Source organism: Rhodococcus sp. A14 (genome assembly GCF_011603105.1).
Classification (GTDB): domain Bacteria; phylum Actinomycetota; class Actinomycetes; order Mycobacteriales; family Mycobacteriaceae; genus Rhodococcus_F; species Rhodococcus_F opacus.
This window is the reverse complement of record NZ_JAAOQS010000069.1, coordinates 1-22,619: the sequence shown is the minus strand read 5'-3', so window position 1 is coordinate 22,619 and position 22,619 is coordinate 1. Positions and strand designations below refer to the sequence as shown.

Annotated in this window: 19 protein-coding genes and 1 pseudogene; 5 read left to right on the top strand and 15 right to left on the bottom strand. The window is 66.8% G+C overall.

The genetic code is table 11. The annotated features are described in order from the left end of the window. Positions 1 to 364: 364 nt before the first annotated feature. From G9373_RS29290 to rpsF, 11 genes and pseudogenes are all read right to left on the bottom strand, one after another. Positions 365 to 1,681 (bottom strand): HNH endonuclease signature motif containing protein, encoded by a 1,317-nt coding sequence (locus G9373_RS29290; RefSeq protein ID WP_120660134.1) that lies wholly within the window; start codon positions 1,679 to 1,681, stop codon positions 365 to 367. A 210-nt stretch (positions 1,682 to 1,891) separates the two neighbouring features. Then, positions 1,892 to 2,458: a zinc-binding dehydrogenase gene (locus tag G9373_RS29285; RefSeq protein ID WP_240960802.1), complete on the bottom strand. Its 567-nt coding sequence runs from the start codon at positions 2,456 to 2,458 to the stop codon at positions 1,892 to 1,894. Between the two features lie 190 nt (positions 2,459 to 2,648). Beyond that, positions 2,649 to 3,044: a nitroreductase/quinone reductase family protein gene (locus G9373_RS46800; RefSeq protein ID WP_240483111.1), complete on the bottom strand. Its 396-nt coding sequence runs from the start codon at positions 3,042 to 3,044 to the stop codon at positions 2,649 to 2,651. Between the two features lie 549 nt (positions 3,045 to 3,593). Continuing rightward, complete coding sequence (locus G9373_RS29275; protein ID WP_167118121.1) at positions 3,594 to 4,034, bottom strand: VOC family protein; 441 nt, start codon at positions 4,032 to 4,034, stop codon at positions 3,594 to 3,596. 275 nt (positions 4,035 to 4,309) lie between these two features. Further along, positions 4,310 to 5,443: an IS630 family transposase gene (locus G9373_RS29270; protein WP_346842861.1), complete on the bottom strand. Its 1,134-nt coding sequence runs from the start codon at positions 5,441 to 5,443 to the stop codon at positions 4,310 to 4,312. 167 nt (positions 5,444 to 5,610) lie between these two features. After that, positions 5,611 to 6,889 (bottom strand): annotated as a pseudogene (locus tag G9373_RS29265) (IS701 family transposase). A gap of 143 nt (positions 6,890 to 7,032) precedes the next feature. Next, positions 7,033 to 8,424 (bottom strand): replicative DNA helicase, encoded by a 1,392-nt coding sequence (gene dnaB / locus G9373_RS29260; protein ID WP_029539771.1) that lies wholly within the window; start codon positions 8,422 to 8,424, stop codon positions 7,033 to 7,035. Positions 8,425 to 8,998: 574 nt separating this feature from the next. Further along, positions 8,999 to 9,454, bottom strand: coding sequence for a 50S ribosomal protein L9 (gene rplI / locus G9373_RS29255; RefSeq protein ID WP_005249695.1), 456 nt, complete (start codon positions 9,452 to 9,454; stop codon positions 8,999 to 9,001). Between the two features lie 17 nt (positions 9,455 to 9,471). After that, entirely contained in the window at positions 9,472 to 9,714 is a 243-nt protein-coding gene (gene rpsR, locus G9373_RS29250; protein ID WP_005249686.1) for a 30S ribosomal protein S18, read from the bottom strand. A gap of 38 nt (positions 9,715 to 9,752) precedes the next feature. Further along, positions 9,753 to 10,274, bottom strand: a complete 522-nt coding sequence (locus G9373_RS29245; protein ID WP_005249678.1) for a single-stranded DNA-binding protein — start codon at positions 10,272 to 10,274, stop codon at positions 9,753 to 9,755. Between the two features lie 65 nt (positions 10,275 to 10,339). Beyond that, complete coding sequence (gene rpsF / locus G9373_RS29240; protein ID WP_005249677.1) at positions 10,340 to 10,627, bottom strand: 30S ribosomal protein S6; 288 nt, start codon at positions 10,625 to 10,627, stop codon at positions 10,340 to 10,342. A gap of 161 nt (positions 10,628 to 10,788) precedes the next feature. Between rpsF and G9373_RS29235 the strand changes: the two genes are divergently transcribed. The 3 genes from G9373_RS29235 to G9373_RS29225 all read left to right on the top strand — a co-directional run bounded on the left by G9373_RS29235 (position 10,789) and on the right by G9373_RS29225 (position 13,014). Beyond that, entirely contained in the window at positions 10,789 to 11,010 is a 222-nt protein-coding gene (locus G9373_RS29235) for a DUF2945 domain-containing protein (RefSeq protein ID WP_157792784.1), read from the top strand. A gap of 61 nt (positions 11,011 to 11,071) precedes the next feature. Next, the gene (locus G9373_RS29230) at positions 11,072 to 12,433 is read left to right on the top strand and encodes a glycosyltransferase 87 family protein (protein ID WP_005264429.1); all 1,362 of its coding nucleotides are present in this window, start codon (positions 11,072 to 11,074) and stop codon (positions 12,431 to 12,433) included. Beyond that, the gene (locus tag G9373_RS29225) at positions 12,430 to 13,014 is read left to right on the top strand and encodes a GNAT family protein (RefSeq protein WP_005572931.1); all 585 of its coding nucleotides are present in this window, start codon (positions 12,430 to 12,432) and stop codon (positions 13,012 to 13,014) included. The genes G9373_RS29230 and G9373_RS29225 overlap by 4 nt, the downstream gene beginning before the upstream one ends. 14 nt (positions 13,015 to 13,028) lie before the next feature. On the opposite strand, the gene G9373_RS29220 is transcribed toward G9373_RS29225, so the two are convergent. Together G9373_RS29220 and G9373_RS29215 are read right to left on the bottom strand one after the other, a co-directional pair. After that, complete coding sequence (locus G9373_RS29220; RefSeq protein WP_167118116.1) at positions 13,029 to 13,973, bottom strand: alpha/beta hydrolase; 945 nt, start codon at positions 13,971 to 13,973, stop codon at positions 13,029 to 13,031. A 35-nt stretch (positions 13,974 to 14,008) separates the two neighbouring features. Continuing rightward, positions 14,009 to 15,655: an NAD(P)/FAD-dependent oxidoreductase gene (locus tag G9373_RS29215; RefSeq protein WP_005572933.1), complete on the bottom strand. Its 1,647-nt coding sequence runs from the start codon at positions 15,653 to 15,655 to the stop codon at positions 14,009 to 14,011. A 220-nt stretch (positions 15,656 to 15,875) separates the two neighbouring features. On the opposite strand from G9373_RS29215, the gene G9373_RS29210 reads away from it, so the two are divergent. Both G9373_RS29210 and G9373_RS29205 read left to right on the top strand, forming a co-directional pair. Beyond that, a complete protein-coding gene (locus tag G9373_RS29210) occupies positions 15,876 to 18,170 on the top strand; it encodes a LuxR C-terminal-related transcriptional regulator (RefSeq protein ID WP_133985753.1) in 2,295 nt (764 codons plus the stop codon). Between the two features lie 111 nt (positions 18,171 to 18,281). Further along, entirely contained in the window at positions 18,282 to 18,569 is a 288-nt protein-coding gene (locus G9373_RS29205; RefSeq protein ID WP_005264434.1) for a CD225/dispanin family protein, read from the top strand. Here the strand turns inward: G9373_RS29205 and G9373_RS29200 are convergent. Next, positions 18,566 to 20,185, bottom strand: coding sequence for a glycosyltransferase family 87 protein (locus G9373_RS29200; RefSeq protein WP_133985754.1), 1,620 nt, complete (start codon positions 20,183 to 20,185; stop codon positions 18,566 to 18,568). The genes G9373_RS29205 and G9373_RS29200 overlap by 4 nt on opposite strands. A 22-nt stretch (positions 20,186 to 20,207) precedes the next feature. Next, positions 20,208 to 22,484: a transglycosylase domain-containing protein gene (locus G9373_RS29195; protein ID WP_133985755.1), complete on the bottom strand. Its 2,277-nt coding sequence runs from the start codon at positions 22,482 to 22,484 to the stop codon at positions 20,208 to 20,210. Between the last annotated feature and the right edge of the window lie 135 nt (positions 22,485 to 22,619).

Genomic DNA, 22,619 nt, shown 5'->3' with positions numbered 1-22,619 from the left:
GGTTTGTTTCATTTCTTAGGGGCGGACATGTCGTCAGCGGTGAGCATCCGCCTGCCCTGCTGCGCACAAGTCACCTCGGCGGTAATCGACGCAGTGGGGTCCGCGCGATTGGACGCGACAGCTATGGCGGCCGCATCCTGGCCGAAGAATTACCACCTACCCGCGTGTCGGGGGCGGACACAACCGCAGGGAAGCGCACTCGGTCCGCTGGGCTGTACCTGCGGACCGATCGCGCCGGTGCCGGTTGCCGCAGCCGACCGATCCAGTACTCCCACAGATGGCCGGCGGACCCCGCCACGACGGCATGCCGGCTTGGCGACAGGATTTGTCCTGTCACCGAGTCGGCGTGCGCTGTGTCGCGCGGTCAGGACGCTCGGGGCCGGGCCCGGTTGTGCGCCGGTATCGGGTTTCGTTCCCAGTCGACCTGCCCCGGTGGGATGAACGTGGGGTGCCGGTCGGCTCCCATCTCTATCTCCCAGTCACTGTGGTGCAGCAGCCGGTGGTGGAATCCGCAGAGCAGCACCAGGTTACCCATGTCGGACGGCCCGCCTGCGGACCAGTGAATGATGTGGTGACCTTCGCACCAGGACGGCGGCGCACCACACCCGGGGAACGCGCATCCTCGATCCCGCGCCACCAACGCTTTTCGCTGCCTCTTCGTGACTGTCCGGGTGGAGATGCCGAGGTCGAGTGGCGCTCCGTTGTCGTCGAGCACGATCGGCGTGTAGATCGAATCGCAGCTGAGGAGCCGGGCTGCCCTGAGACTCAGTGGCCCCATCCACTCGGTCCACGCCACCCCATCGACGGTGAAGAGCGAGTCGTCGGACGAAGCGGCATCCTGCTGTGCTCGTGCACTGCAGTCGGTGTGGTCGGCGAGATCTTTGGCGTTGACGTGGACGGAGACGTGCGGTCGTTCGCCGCCTTCTTCGCCCGCGATCCCGGAGTCGAGATAGCGGCGCAGGAGTTCGGTGAATCCGTCGGCCCGCCGCTGCCCGGGAGTGCGGGGGTCCTTGGTTCCGTCCTGCGCGGGCCGTGGCTTGGACAGTCCGGAGAGCGCCGACAGCAGCATCTCACCGGTCACGGCATCCAGGTCGCCTCTGACGGCGACACGGCCGTTGAGCGTCTTGGACGCGTGGAACTCGTTGAGGTCGGTGTCTTCACTGGGCGGCGGATCGTCGGACTCGAAGGCGCGTTCCAGCCTGGCGATCACGGCGCGCACCGCGTCCGTGTTCGCGGTGGGACCGGTTGCGGCGAACAGCAACGCATTTCGGCAGTCATCCAACGCTTCGAGCGGCATGCCCTTGGGTGGCCGTTCGCAGAACTTCATGATCAGCGCTGCGTGCTCCGCCGAAATGTTGGTGTCGAAGTACTCGTCCGCGATCTCCGGCTGGAGACGCAAACCTCGGCCCAACAGCACGATTCGCCCCGCCGCGCCCACCTCGAGCAACGTCTTGGAAGCCAGCCACATCTTGGCGTTCGGAAACCCCAGCACATCGACCTTGCAGCGGTGGTCGACGGCCCCGACGAGCTTGACGCGCAAGGCTTCGAGTCGCTGAATCTCCTCCGAGATACGAACGACCGAATCGAGCAACTCCGCCTCGGCCAGACGCCACGCATCACCGACCGCGGTCGCCAGAATCTCGTCCGACAACGCCCCCTGGATATCTCCCCCGAGCCCCATCCTTGAATTCTAGTTCGAACACACTTTCGAGTCAATGGTTCGAGCCGACGACAGGATCGTCCAACAGGTGGCTTCCGCACCGTAAGCCGCCGTCGGGCGCAGCCGACAGAATCCGGTGCTCACCGACGTCCGGAAGCCGAACTTCAACCGGGCGAGATAGGCGCCCAGCGCATTTCGGGAAGCAGTCGCACCCGTCCCGAAGCACGCTGGTCAGGAAGCAACCGTGGTCGCGTCGAGGACCAGCTTCCCTCGGACGTGTCCTGCCCGGCCCTCTTCGTGGGCAGCTCGAGCCTCGGCGAGGGGATACACCGAACTGACCGTGGGCCGCACTCTGCCGTCAGCGACGAGCCGGGAGATCTTGGTCAGCGTGTCAGCGTTCGGTTCGACGCTGAAGTATCGCGTCCGTTTACCGCGTCGCTCGGCTTCGGCCTTGACCTCGTCCGGGACCTCCGCTGGCAGGGCGACGAGAACCCCGTCTCGCTTCAACACGTCGAGGGACCGCTGTTGGACTGTGCCGCCGACCGTGTCGATCACGGCATGCACCGGCGCCACCGACGTCTCGAACCGCTGCTCGCGGTAGTCGACGAACTCGTCAGCGCCGAGCGAGTTCACGTACTCCCGGTTGGAACCGGACGCGGTTGCGGCAACAGCGGTGTAGACGCCTGACCGGCGATGATCGACAGATCGCCACCGCTGAAAGACTCGCCGACGAAGGTGCCCACCTCTGGGCCGTAGACCGCGACGCCCGGCTACTGGCCGACCTCGTGTAGTCGGCATCCCCGAAGTGACGCGACCAGGGTGTACTTCGATCCCCTGTCGCGCAGCGGGTTCGGACGGTGACAGAACCTCTTGCGGGACCACCTGGAGGCTCGACGTCCGTCCGATTCGTCCCGGGTCCTGGTTCGTGCCCCGTACTTCACGAGGTATCGGCGGCAGCGTGCGGGTGCCCCTTCCACCGATACCTCGCCTACTCCGCGAGTTCGATTACGAGTGGGATGCCGGTGTCGAACCAGTAGCGGTGCAGATCCTTGATCTTGGTCCGGGAAGGGCGGCCGCGCAGATGAAGACGGCACTCGCCGTAGTCGATGAGGTGCACTGTCTCGCAGATTGCTTCTCGTGCCTGTTGCAGCTCGGTCGGGTCACTGATCTCTCGCGCGACACCGGCACAGGTTCGGCGCCGCAGTCGCAGGCGAATGTTCGGGTTGCCTCGCATGTTCCACACCCAGAACGAGACGGCCAGGGGTCTCTCGATTGCCAATGCGGGAGGGCGGAGCATTACGACGTACACCTTGTCGTGGCGCCGGATCGCACGAACGTAGTTCCGGCGCTGCTGGCCGGTCTTTCGTCCGGTCGTCGTGAGCACCCGTGCCCAGGGGGTGTGAAGATAGCGAAGACCCGGAGCGTGATTGCGCTGAGGATGCGACCACCCCTGGCCGATTGCAGCAGCCGTCTGTGCTTCGGTGCCGCGCTGATTGCCGCGGCCCGGATCGCTTCGGCACGAACAGTAACCGCTTCGTCACCTGATGTGGAGCCGTTGCTCGGGGCTTCGGTCATCTCCAGCCTCTTCAAGTGTTCCGCTGTTGTCTGATCAGCGTCGCAGATCGTCGTTGCCCCTCGCAGCCGATGCCCGCACGGGTGGGGCGACTCGCTGTCTGTGAACAGGCCTGGACGTCCGTTGCGGATCGGTTGATCGGCCCTCTCAGTCGTCAGGGCGTAATGGGCGTAAGTGCTCCTCAGGCGAAACCCCCGGCGGAATCCGGTGAGCCTTGTGGTCAGGATCGTCGTCGAGGTGTCCAGCAACCACCGGGCGTCTCGGGCGACATCGGCGCACGGGACGGCTACAGACGGGCATTCTGTAACGTTGTCGAGCTACCGCCGCGTCCATGGCGACGGATTGGGTAACGCTCGCGCGTCAGCCGATCTGCTCGAACAGGGACACGATGATCCCTTCGGGCCCACGCACGTAGGCCATTCGCACGCTGTTCTCGTACTCGCCGATGCCGCCGATGAGCCCGTACCCATCCGCAGCCACCGCGTCGACGGCCGCCTGGAGGTCGCCGACCTCGAAGGACACGTTGCGCAGCCCAAGCTCGTTGGCCATCGCCGTGGGCGATCCGGGCACGTGGTCGGGCGTGACGAAGGCCGCGAGCTCCAACCGGGATCCTCCGTCGGGTGGCCGCAGCATCACGATCTCACAGTGCGCGCCGGGGATGCCGCAGACGGTCTCCACGAACTCGCCCTCCACGGATCCGGTGCCCTCGACCTCGAGACCTTGTCCGACGAAGAACGCCGTTACCGAGTCGAGGTCCGCGACGGTAATGCCGATGTGGTCGAAACGTTGTACGTGTGCCATGGATCCATCCTCCAATTGTCGCCTTGCCGATTCGATGCTGGGACGGAGCCGGGGCTGGGATCTCGACATGTTCTTGCGGCAAAGCTGCGGTCAACCCAGAGTTCCGCACGATCGTGCGGCGCGACATGGTGCTGTCACCCGCCAGCAGCCGTGCGCGTGGCGCTGGCCGTGCCGCCGGGGCACAAGGGTGAGTCCCCGATGGTGGATCCCCGAGCGGCGAGAAACTGGCGCGCCGCCGCGAGGACCTTCGGGCCGACGGCGTCGCTAGTGCCGTATCAGGCAACGTTTGCCTTGTTGACGATCTCCCGTAACCGTTCGTCGGCGGCATGCTTGTTCCGCCAGATGATGTAGCGGCGGATCATGCTGGCCTGCTCGCGATGAGAGGCATGGTCGGTGCCGTCGAGCGCGAAGTAGCGCAGCGCGGTGAACTGCGCCTCGATCCGGTTCAACCACGAACTATTCGTCGGCGTGTATGCGATCTCGACGTTGTTCGCCTCCGCCCAGTTGGCGCCCCGGCGGCATCTCTTCGTAGTCAGGTGCGGCGAGAAGTTGTCACACACGATCGCCAGGCGCACGCCGGCCGGGTAGAGGCTGCGCAGGTAGCGGCAGAAGGTGAGGAACTGGGTGCGGGTTTTGGTGTCTTTGACGTGCCCGTAGAGCCTGTCGGTGGCCAGATCGTAGGCGGCGAACAGGTGCCGTACTCCGTGTAGGCGGTTGCATGTGGCCCGTCGGCGGCGTCGCGGCTCACGCTCGGCGTCCTTGTGCCTGCCGCCGCGTTCGGCCCACTGCCGCCCCGGATGCGGTTGCAGGTTCAACGGGCCGAACTCGTCGAGGCAGAACACCACCCCCGGCTCACCGGGCTCGGGCACGACCTCCCGGTCGGCGATCGCGTACAGGTGCTCGACCCGGGCCTTCTTCACCGCGTAGTCCGGGTCCCGGGACGCCTTCCATGTCTTCACCTTTTGAAACGAGACGCCCTCCTCTCGGAGCAGAACCCGAAGGCCCTCATGGCTGATGTCGTCGACCACCCCCTCGGCGACCAGGAAGTCCGCCAGCTTGGACAGACTCCAGGTCGAGAACGGCAGGTCGTGCTCGGTCGGGGTGGACTTGGCGATCTTCTTGATCTCCCGGCGTTCGGGCAGAGTGAACGTCTCCGGCCGCCCGCCTTTGTATTTCGGATACAGCGAGTCGAAACCGTCCCTGTTGAAGTTGTGGATCACGTCACGGACCCGGTCGGCGCTGGTGAACGTGACCTCGGCGATCTTGGCCACCGGCATCCGCTGCGCGGACAGCAAGATCATCTGCGCTCGCCGCCAGGTCACCACCGACCCGCTCCCGCGGCGCACGATCCGCAACAATCGTCTTCCTTCGTCGTCATCGATCTCCCGCACGCGCACTCGTTCTGCCACCACCACAGCGTGGCCCACCCACCAGCCCCAGTTCCGCAACCAAGCGGTGTGTCGCTACAAGAGGGCAAACCTTCACGGGTGTGGCACTAGTAGGACTTTGTTAGGTGGGGAAGGTGTGGTGGCATAGTGGGCAGGTACCGATCCAACGGGCAAGTGCGCGTTGGAGTTCACGCACGATTGCGTACAGAGTCAGCCCCGCCCAGACGCTTTTGGGTCGGCCAGCCGCAGGGTGGTGAGGAACAGGTGAGCGGCGGTGACCAGGGTGGCGTGGTGGTGCCAGCCCAGCCAGGAACGACCCTCGAAATGGTCCAGTCCGAGACCGGTTTTCAGCTCCCGGTAGTCGTGCTCGACGCGCCAGCGGATCTTGGCCAGCCGCACCAGCTCGGGCAGCGGGGTGTCCTCGGGGAGGGTGGAGAGCCAGTAGTCGGTGGGCTCGTCGGCTCCGGTCGGCCACTCGGCGAGCAACCACACCGCGGGCAGGGTTCCGTCCTCGGCGCGGGGAATGTCCCGGTTCGCCGGGCGGACTCGCAGCGCGGCGAACCGCGAGCGCATCGCCGCCGTGGGGTTGGTGGGGTCGGCCTTGCTTCCCTTGCGCCAGGTCACGGTGCGCAGGGACTTGCGTCCGGCAGCGACGACGAGGTCCTTGCAGGTCGCGTGCGGGCCGTAACGGGGCGTCGACGGGCGACCGCGGCCGCTGTAGGCCGCGGTCTCCGGGACCGCGTCGCCGGGATGGGCACTGGTCGCGCCCTTGACGGCGACGACGTAGTCGATGCCCCGCTCGGTCAGCGCCAGCCGGAAGGCGGTGGTGTCGCCGTATCCGGCGTCTGCGACCACGACCGGCGGGATCCGGCCCCACTCGGTCAGCTCGTCGATCATCTCGATCGCCATTGCCCATTTGGGGCGGTGGTGCTCGGTGTCGGGGATCGCGGACCGTCGCCGGCGGGCGGTGATCGCCGCGACGGCGTCGGGGTCGGTGGTCGATTGATCGTCCCAGGTCTCGGGCAGGAACAGGCGCCAGTCCAGCGGTGCGGACGCCGCATCGGTAGCGGCGTGCACGCTGACCGCGATCTGACAGTTGCCGACCTTGCCGAGGGTGCCCGAGTACTGGCGGGCCACGCCCGGCGAGGCGGGTCCGTCCTTGATGAACCCGGTGTCATCGATGACCCACGCATCCGGGTCGATCAGACCACACGCCCGGCGGGACAGCGTTTTCCGCACGGGTGTGACATCCCACGGCGAGGTGGTCACGAACTGCTGCAACTGTTGATGATCGACCCGCAACCGCTGCGCCATCGGCTGCATCGATTTCCGCCGGCCGTCGAGCATCAACCCCCGCGCATACAGTCCCGCCTTCTCGCGTTGATCCTTGCGCGCCAGCGACGAGAACACCTCACCGACAAACGTATCCAACTGTTCCCCGACACGGGCGAGAGCGGCTGTATCCATGCCCGCATGCTCTCGAGAAAGCCACGAAAACTCGAGCCGACACGCCGAGCTAACAAAGTACTACTAGTTCCGTTTATCGGAATACGACGCAAGAGAACATCTAGCTCCGGAATCTACGGCAGCAGCAGCAGGGGGAGGAGGGCCTAACCCCGCGCCATGTCGACGAACTTCGACAAGTGAAGCTGGTGCGCCACAGTGATTGTCGCTGTGGGTCCGTTACGGTGCTTGCCGAGGATCAGGTCGGCCTCGCCGCCGCGAGGGTCGTCGCGTTCGGTGGCGTCGGGACGGTAGAGAAGGATGACCATGTCGGCGTCCTGCTCGAGCGATCCCGACTCACGAAGGTCGGCGACCTGGGGGCGCTTGTCCTGTCGCTGCTCGGGACCACGGTTCAGCTGGCAGATCGCGACCACGGGAACCTCGAGTTCCTTCGCCAAAAGCTTGAGGCTACGGGAGAACTCGGAGACTTCCTGCTGACGTGACTCGACCTTCTTACCCGAGCTCATCAGCTGCAGGTAGTCGATCACGATGAGCTTGATGTCGTGTTTCTGCTTGAGCCGCCGGGCTTTTGCGCGGATCTCCATCATCGTGAGGTTGGGGGAGTCGTCGATGAACAGCGGCGCCTCACTGATCTCGCTCATACGACGGGCGAGCTTCGTCCAGTCGTCGTCGGTCATCTTGCCGGAGCGCATGTCGCCGAGCTTGATCTTCGCCTCCGCCGACAGCAGACGCATGACGATCTCGGTTTTGCTCATCTCGAGCGAGAACATGACGCTGGCCATGCCGTGCTTCACGGAGCAGGAGCGCAAAAAATCCATTCCCAGTGTCGACTTACCCACACCAGGTCGGGCCGCGACGATGATCATCTGGCCGGGGTGGAGGCCGTTGGTGATCTCGTCGAGTTCGACGAAGCCGGTAGGCACACCGAGGGAGATGCCGCCGCGGCTGGCGATGGAGTCGATCTCGTCCATCGTGGGCTGCAGGAGCTCTTCGAGGGGGACGAAGTCTTCGGTGGTGCGGCGTTCGGTGACCTCGAAGATCTCGGCCTGCGCGCGGTCGACGACCTCGGCGACGTCCTGACCGTCGGCGCCGGTGTAGCCGTACTGGACGATGCGGGTGCCGGCGTCGACGAGGCGACGCAGGATGGCTTTCTCCGCCACGATCTCGGCGTAGTAGCCGGCGTTGGCGGCGGTGGGCACCGTCTGGGTGAGTGTCACCAGATAGGGCGCTCCACCGATGCGGCGGAGCTCGCCACGACGGTCCAGTTCCGCGGACACCGTGACCGGGTCGGCGGGCTCACCGCGGCTGTAGAGGTCCAGGATCACGTCGTACACCGACTGATGCGCGGGACGGTAGAAGTCGCCGGGACGGAGCACCTCGAGCACGTCCGCGATGGCGTCCTTGCTGAGGAGCATGCCGCCGAGCACCGACTGCTCCGCCGCCATGTCCTGAGGTGGCTGCCGGCCGAACTCTTCGCCGGGCTCCGCGTCAGGCGGACCCGGGTATTCGGAACGGCCCCGATCGTCTACTACAGCCACTCGACCGACCTTCCCCATCACTGTTGCGCCACCCCGGAAAATGCTTCCCGGTGTTGGTGCCCCGAACTCTTTGTACTCGCCCCTACCGACAACCTTCGCAGGCTCGTCGCGGCAGCCGGCGTCGTGATCGCGAGACACGCCGGGACGACGTTAGGGATTAGCTACCCGCTGTTCAAACCAGCCTGTGTACACAGTTGGGGACAAATTGTGGAAACTGCTGGGTACGTTTGTTAACCCCATGGGGATAACCTGAGGATAAGTGCATTTCACAATCCCAAAGACCCAGATCAGGGCCGTTTTTTAGATTCTCACCACTGTGGATGAAAACCCGTTCGGCGTGTCTTTCGCGTTGACGACTCGGGCGTGTTGAGTTGGTCGCCCCTGCGTGGCAATATGATTCACCTCACAGATCGTCGGCGGGGCGGCTAACTTCCAGACACAGCTGGAAGCCGCTCCTCTGCGTGCTTCACACCGGTGAAAACGGGGCTCGAGAGAGCGGCTGTAAGCCGGAATCGACAAGCACAGACCCCCCACACGCCGAGGCGTCCGGGGGGCCTGTGAGTAAACGAGTCGACTAGGCGCCGACGACGTTCAGGTGGAACTTCGCAACCACGTCGGGGTGCAGGTTCACGACGATGGCGTGCTTGCCGGTCGCCTTGATGTGAGCCTTCGGCAGCTCCAGGCTGCGCTTGTCGACGACGGGTCCACCGGCGGCCTTGATGGCACCGGCGACGTCGGCGGCGGTAACCGAACCGAAGAGCTTGCCCGAGTCACCGGCGGTCTTGACCGACAGCGAGACGTTCTCGAGGCCTTCGATGGCGTCCTTGAGCTCCTTGGCGTGGTCGAGTCCGCGCACGGCGCGGGCTTCCTGCGCACGACGGATGCCTTCGACCTGCTTCTCGGCGCCACGGGTGGCGACGATGGCCAGGCCGCGGGGCAGCAGGTAGTTGCGGCCGTAGCCGTCCTTGACCTCGACGGTGTCGCCAGGCGCACCGAGGTTGTCCACGTCAGCGGTGAGGATGAGCTTCATGTCTTTCCTCCCTTTCCTTAGCGAGCCACGGTGGCGTAAGGCAGCAACGCCACCTCACGTGAGTTCTTGACGGCAATGGCAACGTCGCGCTGGTGCTGGACGCAGTTGCCGGTGACACGGCGCGCGCGGATCTTGCCGCGGTCGCTGACGTACTTACGCAGAAGCGTCGTGTCCTTGTAGTTGATCTGCGTGTTCTTCTCTTTGCAGAAGATGCAGATCTTCTTCTTCATTACCTTGTCGCGCAAGGGCGGCTTCGGCATTAGTTTGCTCTTTTCTGGATGTTCCGATCAGGTACGGATCAGAACGGGGGTTCGTCGCTCCCGCCACCAGAGCCTCCGAAGGAGCCGGACGCCTGCGGCGCACTGCCCCACGGATCATCTCCGCCGGTGTTGGATTGCGGACGTCCGCCGCCCGATCCGCCGGAGGAACCGAAGCCACCGCCGCTGCCGCCACCACGGTTGGCCTTGTTGACCTTGGCCGTGGCGTACCTCAGCGAGGGGCCGATCTCGTCGACCTCGAGCTCGACGACAGTGCGCTTTTCACCTTCACGAGTTTCGTACGAACGCTGCTTGAGCCGGCCGCTCACGATCACTCGCGAGCCACGGGTCAAGCTCTCCGCGACGTTCTCGGCTGCCTCGCGCCAGATGTTGCAACGCAGAAACAGCGCTTCGCCGTCTTTCCATTCATTGGTCTGACGGTCGAAGGTGCGGGGCGTGGACGCGACAGTGAAGTTCGCGACCGCGGCACCCGCGGGGGTGAATCGGAGCTCCGGATCAGCCGTCAAGTTTCCGATGACGGTGATGACGGTGTCGCCTGCCATATGGTTCCTCCTGCAGAATGTGGAGTTCGGTTGGGCACGAGCCTAGGGCTGGTGACCGACAGAAATCACTTGTTGTGGCGCAGAACCTTCGTACGCAGCACCGACTCGTTCAGACCGAGCTGACGGTCGAGCTCTGCGACGGTGGCGGGAGTAGCGCTGATGTCGATCACCGCGTAGATGCCTTCGCTGTGCTTCAGGATCTCGTAGGCGAGACGACGCTTACCCCAGACATCGACCTTGTCGATCTTGCCGCCGTCCTGGCGAACAACATTGAGGAACGTATCCAGCGAAGGAGCAACAGTGCGCTCGTCCAGGCTGGGGTCAAGGATGACCATCAATTCGTAATGACGCATAAGACCTCATCACCTCCTATGGACTAGTGAAAACGGCCACGGACTGTCCGTGGCAGGAGGGTCGTTGCGTCAGCAACCTTTGCAGGTTACACGACGAGCCCCTGACCAGCGAAATCAGCCCGACCGGTGTGACGCCGGGAACCGTGGGGTACGCCGACACGATGGCAGAAGAGAAGAAATTCCGACAGGGCGACGAGGTGGAGTGGAAGACCCACGGCACCACCACGTCGGGGACGGTCGAGGAGAAGATCACCGAGGACACCGAGGCGGCAGGCCGCACGGTGCGGGCGTCCGAGGACGACCCGCAGTACCGCGTCGTCAGCGACAAGAGCGGGCGGGACGCCGTCCACAAACCCGACGCCCTGCGCCGGCCGAGCGACTGACGTCCGCACCCGCGGCGTTTCCGCTTCGCACGCGGAGGCCCGCGCACCCTAATGTGGATTCATGCATATCGGAGCTCGGCAGCGGTCGCCGATCACGGCGCTCGTCGTCGGGTTGGCGGGCCTCTCCATGCTCGCCGGCTACCTGCAGAAGGCGCGGTGCGCCGGGGCGCCGTTCGACGGCGTCGGGCGAAGCCTGATCTTCGACCGCATCAAGGACACACAGGTCTGCTACTCCGACATCCAGTTCCTGTGGCTCGGACGCGACGTCAACCTGCACGTCTTTCCGTACGTCACCGGGGGAATCAACGCCGACGGCATCCTCACCGGCGGCACCGTGGAGTACCCGGTGCTGAGCGGTGTGCTGATGTGGCTCGGCGGCATCGGTTCACACACCGACGCCGACTTCCTGCTGCACTCGGCGCTGATCCTCGCTCCGTTCGGCCTGCTCACGGCGTGGATGCTGGGACGGCTGGCCGGCTGGTGGGCGCTGCTGTGGTCGGCCACTCCGCCGCTGGTGCTGTACGCGTTCCACAACTGGGAACTGCCGGTGGTCGCGACGTCGGTGGCCGCGATCTTCGTCATGACACTCGAACGGGTCCCGCTCCGCGGCCGGGCCGTCCTCGCGGCGGTGCTCCTCGCCGTCGGTTTCTGCCTGAAGGTGTATCCGGGTGCGTTCGTGCTGCCGCTGATCGCCTACGTCCTCACCCGGAACGGCATCGCCGGGCGGCGCTACGACGTGCGCGGCGCGGTGATGGTCGCGGTGGCCGCGATCACCACCGTCGTGGCGGTGAACCTGCCGTTCGCCCTCATCTCCTACAGCGGATGGCGGGCGTCGTTCACGTTCCAGGAGAACCGTCAGGCCGACCTCACGACCAACTCCATCTGGTACTGGGGCCTGCGGCCGCTGTTCGGTCCGGTCGCCGACGACGTCCCGCTCCCCGCGTACGACCAGACGGTGAGCCTGCTGTCGCCACTCCTCGTCTGCGCCGCGTTCGCGATCGCCCTGCGGCTCGGCTGGCTGCGGTTCCAACGCGACGGCGTCTACCCGTGGATCGCGGTCAGCGCCGCCATGCTCTGCGGATTCCTGCTGCTGCACAAGGTGCATTCGCCGCAGTACACGTTGTGGCTCATCCCGTTCTTCGTCCTGCTGCGCGTCCCGTGGGGGCTCGTCGCGGCGTATCTCGTGGCCGACCTGTCGATGGGGATCGGCGTCTTCAAATACTTCGGCGCCCTCGCCGCCCAGACCGACGCGTCGACGTTCGAGGTTCTGGTGAAGTTCGGGGTGTGGGGCCGCGCGGGACTGCTGGTGGTGCTGTTCTTCGTGTTCCTGCGCGCCGCCCAACGGCATCCGCCCGTCCGTGGGCGCACCGGTCCCGAATCCGGCAGGCGGCCGGTGCTGAAATCTCCCGAGCCGGTGCGATGAGCGAATCCTGGTTCGCGCACCCCACGCTGACCGGACGGCACGTACGACTCGAACCACTGGGCGAGGACCACGTCGACGGCCTGCTGGACGCCGTCGACGACCCCCGCATCTTCCACTGGACGTCCGCAGCGATCGCCGACCGCGACGACGCGGTGGCGTTCGTCCGCACCGCCGACGAGGATCCGACCCGCCTCGCGTACGCGCAGATCGACATCACCACCGAGAGGATCGTCGGCTCGACGTCGCTGTATCTGATCGACCCGAAGAACCGCAGCCTCGCGATCGGGCACACCTGGTTGTCCCGTTCCGCGCAGGGCACGCTCATCAATCCGGAGGCGAAACTGCTGTTGCTGCGGCGGGCGTTCGAAGACCTCGGCGCGGTCCGCGTCGAATGGCACACCGACGAACGCAACGCCCACTCCCGCGGCGCCATCGCGAAACTGGGGGCCGAGTTCGAAGGAATCCTGCGCAAGCATCGGCGTCGCCGCGACGGGACCTGGCGCAACACCGCACTGTTCTCGATGATCGACGAGGAGTGGCCACGTGTCTGCCCCCGACTCGAGGCACGAGTCGAGGGCTGACACGGTCGGTCACGTCACGCGACGGGCGCGGTGGCCGTCACCCTCTTCACGAACTCGGCGACCGCCGAGCGCATCTCGGCACTGCGCGGAACCGCCCCGGACATCCAGAACGCGCCGTGAATCAGCCCGTCGAAGCGGATCGCCTCGGTGTCGACCCCGGCCTGTCGCAACGACTCGGCGTACGCCTCCGCCTCGTCGCGGGCCACCTCGTTCTCGGTGGTGAGCACGAGGGCCGGCGGCAACCCCTCGAGGCCGGCGGCGCGACTCGGTACCGCATACGGATGTTCCGCGTCCTCGGGCGAGGAGAGGTAGTTGCTCCAGAACCAGTCGAGGTCCCCGTCGCCGATCACGTAGCCCTCGGCGAACTCCTGCCGGGACGGGAGGTCGGCGTTCGGATCGATCACCGGGTAGATCAGCACCTGTCCCCGCAGGCGCGGCCCGTCCTCGTCCCGGGCCCGCAGCGCGGTGACGGCGGCCAGGTTGCCGCCGGCGCTGTCGCCCATGACGACGACGTTGCCGGCGTCACCGCCGTAGCTTCCGACGTGGTCGGCCACCCACTGCAGGGCAGCGGACGCGTCGTCGGCGGCGGCCGGGAACCGGTGTTCCGGTGCGCGGCGGTACGTCGCGGCGACGACGATCGCGCCGGCGCCGTTCGCGACCGCGCGGGCCGGTTCGTCGATGACATCGAGGTCACCGGCGACGAACCCACCGCCGTGGAAGTACAGGACCACTGGGTGCGGAGCCTCGCCCTCCGGCACGTAGACCCGCAGCGCGATCTGCGCTCCGCCGCTCTCGTAGTGTGCGTCCGCCACCCGGGCGACGGGTTCGGGCGGCGCCTGCAGTCCGGCGAACGTCGCCACGACCGCCCGCACCTCCTCCACGGTGCTGTGCTCGAAAGCCTTCAGCCCCTGCGCTTGTAGTCCGGCGATCAGTTCTGCTGCGTGTGCGTCGAGTGCCATGTCGGTCTCCTTCGTCGGGGTTCGGGGTTCGGGGTTCAGGACACGGTGGAGGCCACGCGGGCCTCCGCCCGGGTGAGCGCGAAACCGGAGTAACCGCCGGCCACCACCTCTGCGCACGTCGCCCGATAGGTGGGGGCTCCGCCGAGGTAGACCATGCAGGCACGAGGCTTGCCGGGAATGTTCGCGCCCATGTACCAGGAGTTCGTCTCCGGCAGCAGGGTTTGGTTGGCGATGTCGTTCGTCAAAGCACCCCAATCGCTTTCGGCCTGCACGGTGGGCTCGATGACGTCGAGGTCGCGGCGGTCCAGGTAGTCGATCGCGTCGGTCGCGAAGTCGACGTGGTCCTCGATGGCGAGGGGCATGTTGTAGAGCACCGACGGCGACTGCGGTCCGGTGATGAGGAACAGGTTCGGGAACTCGTTGACCATGATGCCGAGGTAGGTCTTGGGACCGTGCTCCCACTTCTGCGCCAGCGGTAGCCCACCGCGACCGCGGATGTCCATGGCCATCAACGGTCCGGTCATCGCGTCGAACCCGGTTGCGAGCACGATGGTGTCGACCTCGTAGACGCGGTCACCGACCCGGACCCCGGTTTCGGTGATCTCGTCGATCGGGGTGGACTTGACGTCGACGACGCTCACCGAGTCGCGGTTGAACGCCTCGTAGTAGTTGGTCTCGAGCGGGGGACGCTTGGTGCCGTACGCATAGCCCGTCGGCGCCAGCGTCGCGGCCTTCTCCGGATCCTGCACCCGCTCGCGGATCCGATCCCGGATGTAGTCGGCGATCGTGTCGTTGGCCTTCTTGTCGAACAGGATGTCCTGGTAGGAGTCGATGAACAACCGGAACCCGCCGGCGTTCCAGCGCGCGTCGAAGGTGCGGCGGCGCTCCTCGGCGTCGACGGCGAGCGCGGACGGCTGCACCTGGTCGAACGGGACCCCGAGGAAGTGGTTGCGGGCGGCATCGCGCACCGCACCGTAGTTCGCCTTGACGCCGGCCATCTCGTCCGGGTCGATCGGACCGTTGCCGAGGGGGGTCGCGAAGTTGGGGGTGCGCTGAAAGACCACCAGTTCGGCCGCGTCCTCGGCAATGAACGGGATGGCCTGGATGCCGCTGGCCCCGGTCCCGATCACGGCCACCCGCTTGCCGGTGAAGTCGGCGCCCTCACGCGGCCAGTTGCCGGTGAGCAGCACCTCCCCGCGGAAGTTGTCGATGCCGCCGAACTCCGGCGTCTTCGGCACGGACAGGTTGCCCGCCCCCGAGATGAAGTACCGGCTACGCACGACGGCGCCGTCGTCGGTGCGGACCGTCCACACCGAGTTCTCGTCGTCCCAATGCACGCCGACCACGCGGGTGTCGAACGTGATGTCTCTACGCAGGTCGAAGCGGTCGGCGACGTGTTCGAGGTAGCGGAGGATCTCCGGTTGTCCGGCGAACTTCTCACTCCACTGCCATTCCTGCTGCAGATCCTCGTCGAACGAGTACGAGTAGTGAACGCTCTCGATGTCGCAGCGGGCACCGGGGTACCGGTTCCAGAACCAGGTGCCGCCCACGTCCGAGCCGGCCTCGAACACCCGCGTCGACAGCTTCATCGTGTCGCGCAACTTGCGCAGCGCGTAGAGGCCGGCGAATCCGGCACCCACGACGACGACATCGACGTCGGCGGAAGAAAGGGTCTTTGACATGGTGTTGAGCTCCTCGAGGCGATGGGTTCCGGCTGGAGTCGAGCGGGCAACCGGGGTATGCCAACGACAATGACCCACGTCACATCACCCCCACACCGGGTAAATCACCCCCTCGGTTACCTGTGTTGTCCGTCACATCCAGTGGGGGTAGGTTCGTGCCACCTGGCCAACCGGACACGGGAGAGATCCACTGACTCACTCGAGAGAACTCACGAGGTCGATGACCAGCTTCGTCGGCCGGCGCCGCGAGATCGAGGAAGCCCGCGCACGACTGCAACAGTCCCGGCTCGTGTCGCTGCTCGGTGCCGGCGGCGTGGGCAAGACACGGCTGGCCGAGGAACTCGCGGTCCGCTCCGCGCGCGCCTTCCGCGACTCCGTCCGGTGGATCGACCTCGCGCCCGTCCGCGATCCCGCCGCGCTGCCCTCCGCGGCCGCGGCCGCCCTCGGCGTCACCGACCAGTCGAGCCGTGCGGTGATGGACAAGGTGATCGACCAGCTGCAGTCCCGGCACCTGCTGATCGTCCTCGACAACTGCGAGCACCTACTGTCCGCGGCAAGCGAATTCGTCGGTGCCGTCCTCGCCTCGGCGCCGGAGGTCCGGATCCTCACCACGAGTCGCGAACCGCTCGGGATCGCCGGCGAATTCACGTACGTCCTTCCACCGCTGAACACTCCGGGTGACATCGAGGACTGCCGCGCCGCGGACATCGCCCCGTTCGAATCGGTGTCGTTGCTCGTGGAACGCGCGCAGGGCGTGGTCGCCGACTTCCGCCTCACCGACGCGAACGCCCCCGCCGTCGCGCAGCTGTGCAATCAGCTCGACGGGATCCCGCTCGCGATCGAACTCGCCGCGGCCCGGCTGCGGTCGCTGTCCGCGTCGCAGCTCGTCGAACGCCTCGACCAGCGTTTCGCGCTCCTCACCGGTGGCGACCGGGCGGCGATGCCCCGGCAGCAGACGCTGCGCGCCCTCATCGACTGGAGTTACGAACTGTGCTCGGACACCGAGCGGCTGCTGTGGTCCCGGCTCGCCGTGTTCCCCGGAAGCTTCGATCTCGAAGCCGCGGAGGCGATCAGTGGGTTCGGCGCGCTGACGGACACGCCGGTCATCGACGTTCTCGATCGGCTGGTCGGAAAATGTCTTGTCACCGTGGACCGTTCGACCGAGCGACTCCGCTACTCGCAGCTGATGACGGTACGGGAGTACGGGCACGAGCTCCTCGTGCTGAGCGGGGAGCACGACGAGCTGTACCGGCGACATCTCGAGCACTATTCGGAGCGCGCCCGCCGGTCGTCGCTCGACTGGTGCGGGCCAGGACAATCCGAGATCCTCGCGGGACTGCGGATCGACCACCCCAATCTCGTGGCTGCCCTTGACTGGGCCCTGCACGACGACTCACAGCGGGCGGCGGCCGCGGAACTGGCCGTCGCCCTGCGGTACCACTGGATCGCAGGCGGCAACCTGTCCGACGGGCGGATTCGGCTCGAACGGATACTGCTACGGCTCACCGAACCCACCCGGGAGCGGGGCGACGTGCTGTGGGTGACCGCGTGGACCGCACTTATCCAGGGCGACCGCGACGCCGCGCGCGAACACCTCGACGAATGCACGGCGATCGCGACCGCGCTCGGTGACGAACGACTGCGCGCGCACGCCGACCACTGGGCGGGGATCCACGCCGTGTTCTCCGGCCATCCCGACGACGCCATCCGGCTGTTCCGTGACGCCATCGCCGTCCACCGCGCCGTCGGCGACACTGCCTCGGTGCTGACCGCGTCGTTCGAGATGGGCATGGCGCAGACCTACGACGGCCGGCTCGACGATGCCCTCGAGACGTGCCGTGACGTGATCGCGGTGGCGGATGCGCACGGTGAGAAGTGGAACAAGGCCTACGCCCTGTGGGTTTCGAGCGTCGCGTATTTCCACCTTGGCCGGAGCGACGACGCCGTCGATGCCGCCCAGCAAGCGCTGCGGATCCAACGCGACTTCAAGGACAAGATCTGCACGGCCCTGTCGATCGAGGTGCTGTCGTGGGTGGCCACGTCGAGCGGCGACGCGAACGCGGCGGCGAGGCTGTGCGGAGCCGCGAAAGGTGTGTGGCATCGGCTCGGCACGTCCGTCGCGGCGTTCGGCCCGCACATCACCGACGATTCGCTGTCGTCGGAGCGCGACGCTGCCCGCATCGTGGGACCCGACGAGTTCGCCCAACTCGCAACGCCTGCGGTCCGGCTCACGATCGAGGAGGCCGTCGATCTCGCGCTGGGAACCCCCACCGAGCACAGGGCGCCACCCCGCGCCGAGGCGTCGCCGCTCACCAAACGGGAACAGGAGATCGCCGGCCTGCTCGCCCAGGGCCTCAGCAATCGGCAGATAGCCGAGTCGTTGGTGATCTCGCGGCGCACCGTCGACGGACACGTCGAGCACATCTTCGACAAGCTGGCCGTCAGCTCCCGCACCCAGGTGGCGGCGTGGGTCGCGGCCCGGGCACATCCACCCGTAGTGGAGACCGGCCGATAGCCGGGACGTAACCGCCGACAGCGCGAAAGGCCCTGCACAGTCGGGAATCTCGACGGTCTATACTCCACCTCGTCGCCCACGGTCGTGGGCTCCACCACGGGGAGGCAACGCATGACGTCGCAGCAGCAGGACACCTCGGCGGACCTCGGCGGACCGCTGGCACCGCCGCCCGCCAGCAGTCTGCCGCTCGCCATTCTTGCGATCATCGCGTTCGTGCCGTTCGGCGTCGTCGCACTGCTGCGCTCGCTCACGGTCCACCGACTGTGGGAGCGGGGCGAGTACGACCTCTCGGTGCGCGCCGCCGCCGACGCCCGTCAGTGGTCGATCCGCGCGCTCGCCCTCGGTCTGTCGATCGCGGTGTTCGCGGTCGGGGCGGCTCTGGTGCTGTCGACGCCCTAACCGGTTGCCGGCGAAACGCTGTGAGCGGGAGCCGCTTCTACCGGCTGCCGCGGCCGTAGCCAGGCGGGCAGCCACCGTGGCTGTGCATCGGTCGCCTGGTCGAGCACGCCGCCCGCCGGATCGTCGATGAAGCCGTACCGCACGAGGTCCTCGTCGGGCCGGTAGATCTGGCGGATGACGAGCGCGCAGATGACCACGACCGCGACGTCGCGGACCACCACCGCGGCGGTGAACCACTGCTCGGGGAGTCCCTTGTTGGACACGCCGAGGTAGTAGAGCATCCGTGGCACCCACACCAGCGCGTCGATCGTCATCCAGGCCAGCAGGATCCGCCGGTGTGGGAACGCGAGCACGGCCAGCGGCACCAGCCAGAGCGAATATTGCGGGCTCCACACCTTGTTGGTGAGGAGGAAACCCGCGACCAGCAGGAAGCACAGTTGGATCAGTCGCGGCCGTCTCGGTGCCGTCAGCGCGATGTACCCGATCCCGACGCACACGACGGCGAACAGCAGGAACGACACGGCGTTGAGCACGGTGGGCGCCTGACCGGCCGACAGGATGCCGTCGAATCCGGTCCAGCCGGTGAACGACGAGATCACGTTGTAGACGGAGTCCGGGTCGGCGCCGCGTTCGGAGTTGAGCCGGAAGAATTCGGCCCAGCCGTGTGGGAACAGCAGGGCGATGGGCAGATTGACCGCCAGCCACGCGCCGATACCGGTCAGTGCCGTCACCGACCACTCGCGGACCTTGCCCGTGCGCAGGCACAGCACCAGCAGAGGTCCAAGGAGCAGCAGCGGATACAGCTTGGCGGCACCACCGAGCCCGAGCAGGATCCCGGCGAGCACCGGACGTTTCCGCGACCACGCCAGCAGCCCACCCGCCGCGAAAGCCGTTGCGAGGGGATCGAAATTCGTGAACGCGTGCACGATCACCAGCGGGGAACCGGCGATCAGCGCGGCGTCCCAGATGCGGCGTCCGGCCAGCAGCGCACTCGCCCAGACGGTGACCAGCCACGCCAGCGCCAGACCGAGCGCGACGACGTTGAAATAGATCGCGACCTGCAGCGCACCGGGCAGCCAGTGCACCGCATCCCACGACTTCGCGATCGTCATCGCACCGTACTGGTAGAGCCCGGAGATCACCGGGTACTCCATGTAGCGGCGCTGAATCTGGCCGTTGCCGGCGTCTTCCTCCCACCACTTCTTGTAGGGGAAGGCGCCCTCGTTCAACCGTTCCGCCCCGTACAGGGGCACCGTGTCCGAATAGCACATGGCGACGTACTGCCTGCTGCCACTCCAGTCGAGCCCGAGCGCGCCGTTCTCACCGACCGGCGCCTGCTGGATGCACGGCGCCTTCGCGAACCAGCCGAGCGCGAGAAACACGATCGCCAGCAACAGAATGGCGCGCATCGGCGTGAAGAACCGGCTGCGCCCGACGACCGCATGCCGTCCGACCGGACCGCCGATCACCCCGGAGAGGTCGGCGGTCAGCGGGTCGGTGCGCCCGGGAAGGTCCCGCCAATCCGCGGAACGCCGATCCTCAGCCAGCGGCGCGGGCGAGACGAATCCCGTCTCGCCCGCGTCGCGGACGGCGTGCGCGTCAGGGTTGTCGGCCACTCCGCGAGGTTACCGGTCGCCGTTAACGGGCCGGAACCTGCTGCTGGCCGTTGCCGTTACCGGCGTTCGGCGGCGTGGTCGTCTCCGGTTCCGCCGGAACGGCCGGGGCCGCCGTGGTCGGCCTCGGTGCCAGACCCGGAATCGGAATAGTGATCCCGGGCAGGATCTCCACCGGCGACGGTGTCACGACCACCGGCGGCACGAGCTCCGTCGGCAGCTGGAACGTGCTCGCCGGCGGCGCCGACGTCTTGGTCGGTGCCGGCGCCGAATAGGCCGGGATACCCGACTGGCCACCGATCGCACCCGGCTTCGGGAACTTCTCGACGTCGGTGCCCTCGAGGGCGCCGTCCATCGTGTCCTTCCAGATGTCGGAAGGCAGACCGGAACCGTAGATCATGGCGCCGCTGCTGTTCTCCAGCGCCTGACCGTCGGTGGTGCCCACCCAGACCGCCGTGGACAGCGACGGGGTGTACCCGACCATCCAGGCGTCCTTGTTCTTTCCGGTGTCACCGAGCTGCGCAGTACCCGTCTTAGCCGCCGACGGGCGTCCGCCCGCCAGGTTGTGGCCGCGCGAGTACCCGGCGATGGGCTCCATCGCCGACGTCACGTTGTCGGCGACGTCCTTGTCGATGCGGTCCTCACCGGTGTCGCCGCCGCGGTCGAGCAGGACCGTTCCGTCCGCGCTCACGACCTTCTGCACGAAGTGCGGGGCGTGGTACGTACCCGAGGCGGCCAGCGTGGCATACGACGACGCCATGTCGAGAACCCGCGACTGGTACTGGCCGAGCACGATGCCGTTGTTCGGACCGCTGCCGTCCGGCTCGGTCAGCGACGGCCCGACGCCGGGGATCTCCTTCGGGATGCCCGCCTTGTGGGCCATGTCGGCGATCGCCTGCGGTCCACCGTCGAGTTCGAGTTCCTGACGGTAGAAGCTGGTGTTCAGCGACCGCTTCAGCGCCTCGGCGATGGTGCAGGTGCCGCAGCCCTCGCCCTCGACGTTGCTGATGGTGATGCCGTTGACCGTCAGCTCCGAGCTGTCGTACATCTGCGACAGCGGGATGCCCTGATCCAGGGCCGCGGCCAGACCGAACACCTTGAACGACGAACCGGTCTGCAGTCCGGCGTTCGCGAAGTCGTAACCGCCGCCGTCCTCGCCGCCGTAGTACGCGCGCACCGCGCCGGTCTTCGGGTCTACCGACACGACACCGGTACGCAGGTTGTCCGGTTCACCCTCCATGTTGGAGCGCGCCGAATCCACCGCCGCCGCCTGGGCGACCGGGTCGATCGTCGTGGTGATCTCGAGGCCCTCGGTGTTGAGCAGCTGTTCGCTGATCCCCGCCTCACCCAGCTCACGCAGAACCTGGTTCTTGATCAGGCCCTCCGGTCCGGAATCCTGGTTGCCGTTGTCGACCTGCGCGATCGGCACATACGGCGGGTACTGCATCACGGACCGGGCGGACTGCTCGAGCGTTCCCGCCGACACCATGCCGTCGAGCACGTAGTTCCAGCGCGCCTGCGCACCCTCCGGGTTGGTCTCCGGATCGAGTAGCGACGGCAGCTGGATCGACGACGCCAGCACCGCGCTCTCCTCGACCGTCAACTGGTCGACGGGCTTGTTGAAATACGCCTTCGACGCGGCCGCGATGCCGTATGCACCACGCCCGAAGTAGATGGTGTTCAGGTAGGCGGCGAGGATGTCGTCCTTGGACCACTCGCGGGCCATCTTCGACGAGATGACGAGTTCCTTCATCTTTCGCGTCAGCGAACGCTCGGAACCGACCATCGTCTTCTTCACGTACTGCTGCGTGATGGTCGAGCCACCGCCGGCACTGTCCTTACCCAGGACGTTGTCGCGGGCGGCACGCGCGAAACCACCGATCGAGAAGCCGGGGTTCGAGTAGAAGTCCCGGTCCTCGGCAGCGAGCACCGCGTCACGGGTGTGCTTCGGGATCTGGTCGAGCGTCACCTCGGTGCGGTTGCCCTCCGGCGGCACGACCTTGCTGAGCACCGACGTTCCGTCGGATGCGTAGATCGTGGCCACCTGGTTGGTCTTGAGGTCGCCGGGCCGCGGGACGTCCTGGACGACGTACGCCGCCATGAACAGCAGGATCGGGATGATCAGACCCATCGCGACGCACGCGTACGCCGTCCGGCGAACGATCTTCCACCGCGACTTCTTCACAGCCGTCTTCTTTCCACCCTTGGGCGGTTCGCCACCGCGGCCGCCGCCGGTCTTGCGACCGTTCGACGGCGGAGGTCCCGGCGGGCGCCCACCGGGGCCCGACTGGTTACGCGCCACCGGGGGAGCGCCTGCGGGGCGTCCGGGCGGCGGGCCCGGACGACGCGGCGGGGGACCCGGCGGACGGCCACCACCCTGTGGCGGCGGACCGGGACGACGAGGCGGCGGGCCGGGGGGACGGCCACCACCCTGCGG

What these genes read in the sequence shown, in the direction of transcription:
- rpsF (WP_005249677.1), bottom strand. Translation starts at nt 10,627, where the DNA reads ATGCGTCATTACGAATTGATGGTCATCCTTGACCCCAGCCTGGACGAG.
- G9373_RS29285 (WP_240960802.1), bottom strand. Translation starts at nt 2,458, where the DNA reads ATGCCGACTACACGAGGTCGGCCAGTAGCCGGGCGTCGCGGTCTACGG.
- G9373_RS29205 (WP_005264434.1), top strand. Translation starts at nt 18,282, where the DNA reads ATGACGTCGCAGCAGCAGGACACCTCGGCGGACCTCGGCGGACCGCTG.
- G9373_RS29290 (WP_120660134.1), bottom strand. Translation starts at nt 1,681, where the DNA reads ATGGGGCTCGGGGGAGATATCCAGGGGGCGTTGTCGGACGAGATTCTG.
- G9373_RS29245 (WP_005249678.1), bottom strand. Translation starts at nt 10,274, where the DNA reads ATGGCAGGCGACACCGTCATCACCGTCATCGGAAACTTGACGGCTGAT.
- G9373_RS29225 (WP_005572931.1), top strand. Translation starts at nt 12,430, where the DNA reads ATGAGCGAATCCTGGTTCGCGCACCCCACGCTGACCGGACGGCACGTA.
- G9373_RS29235 (WP_157792784.1), top strand. Translation starts at nt 10,789, where the DNA reads ATGGCAGAAGAGAAGAAATTCCGACAGGGCGACGAGGTGGAGTGGAAG.
- G9373_RS29275 (WP_167118121.1), bottom strand. Translation starts at nt 4,034, where the DNA reads ATGGCACACGTACAACGTTTCGACCACATCGGCATTACCGTCGCGGAC.
- G9373_RS29215 (WP_005572933.1), bottom strand. Translation starts at nt 15,655, where the DNA reads ATGTCAAAGACCCTTTCTTCCGCCGACGTCGATGTCGTCGTCGTGGGT.
- G9373_RS29210 (WP_133985753.1), top strand. Translation starts at nt 15,876, where the DNA reads ATGACCAGCTTCGTCGGCCGGCGCCGCGAGATCGAGGAAGCCCGCGCA.
- rplI (WP_005249695.1), bottom strand. Translation starts at nt 9,454, where the DNA reads ATGAAGCTCATCCTCACCGCTGACGTGGACAACCTCGGTGCGCCTGGC.
- G9373_RS29230 (WP_005264429.1), top strand. Translation starts at nt 11,072, where the DNA reads ATGCATATCGGAGCTCGGCAGCGGTCGCCGATCACGGCGCTCGTCGTC.
- rpsR (WP_005249686.1), bottom strand. Translation starts at nt 9,714, where the DNA reads ATGCCGAAGCCGCCCTTGCGCGACAAGGTAATGAAGAAGAAGATCTGC.
- G9373_RS29220 (WP_167118116.1), bottom strand. Translation starts at nt 13,973, where the DNA reads ATGGCACTCGACGCACACGCAGCAGAACTGATCGCCGGACTACAAGCG.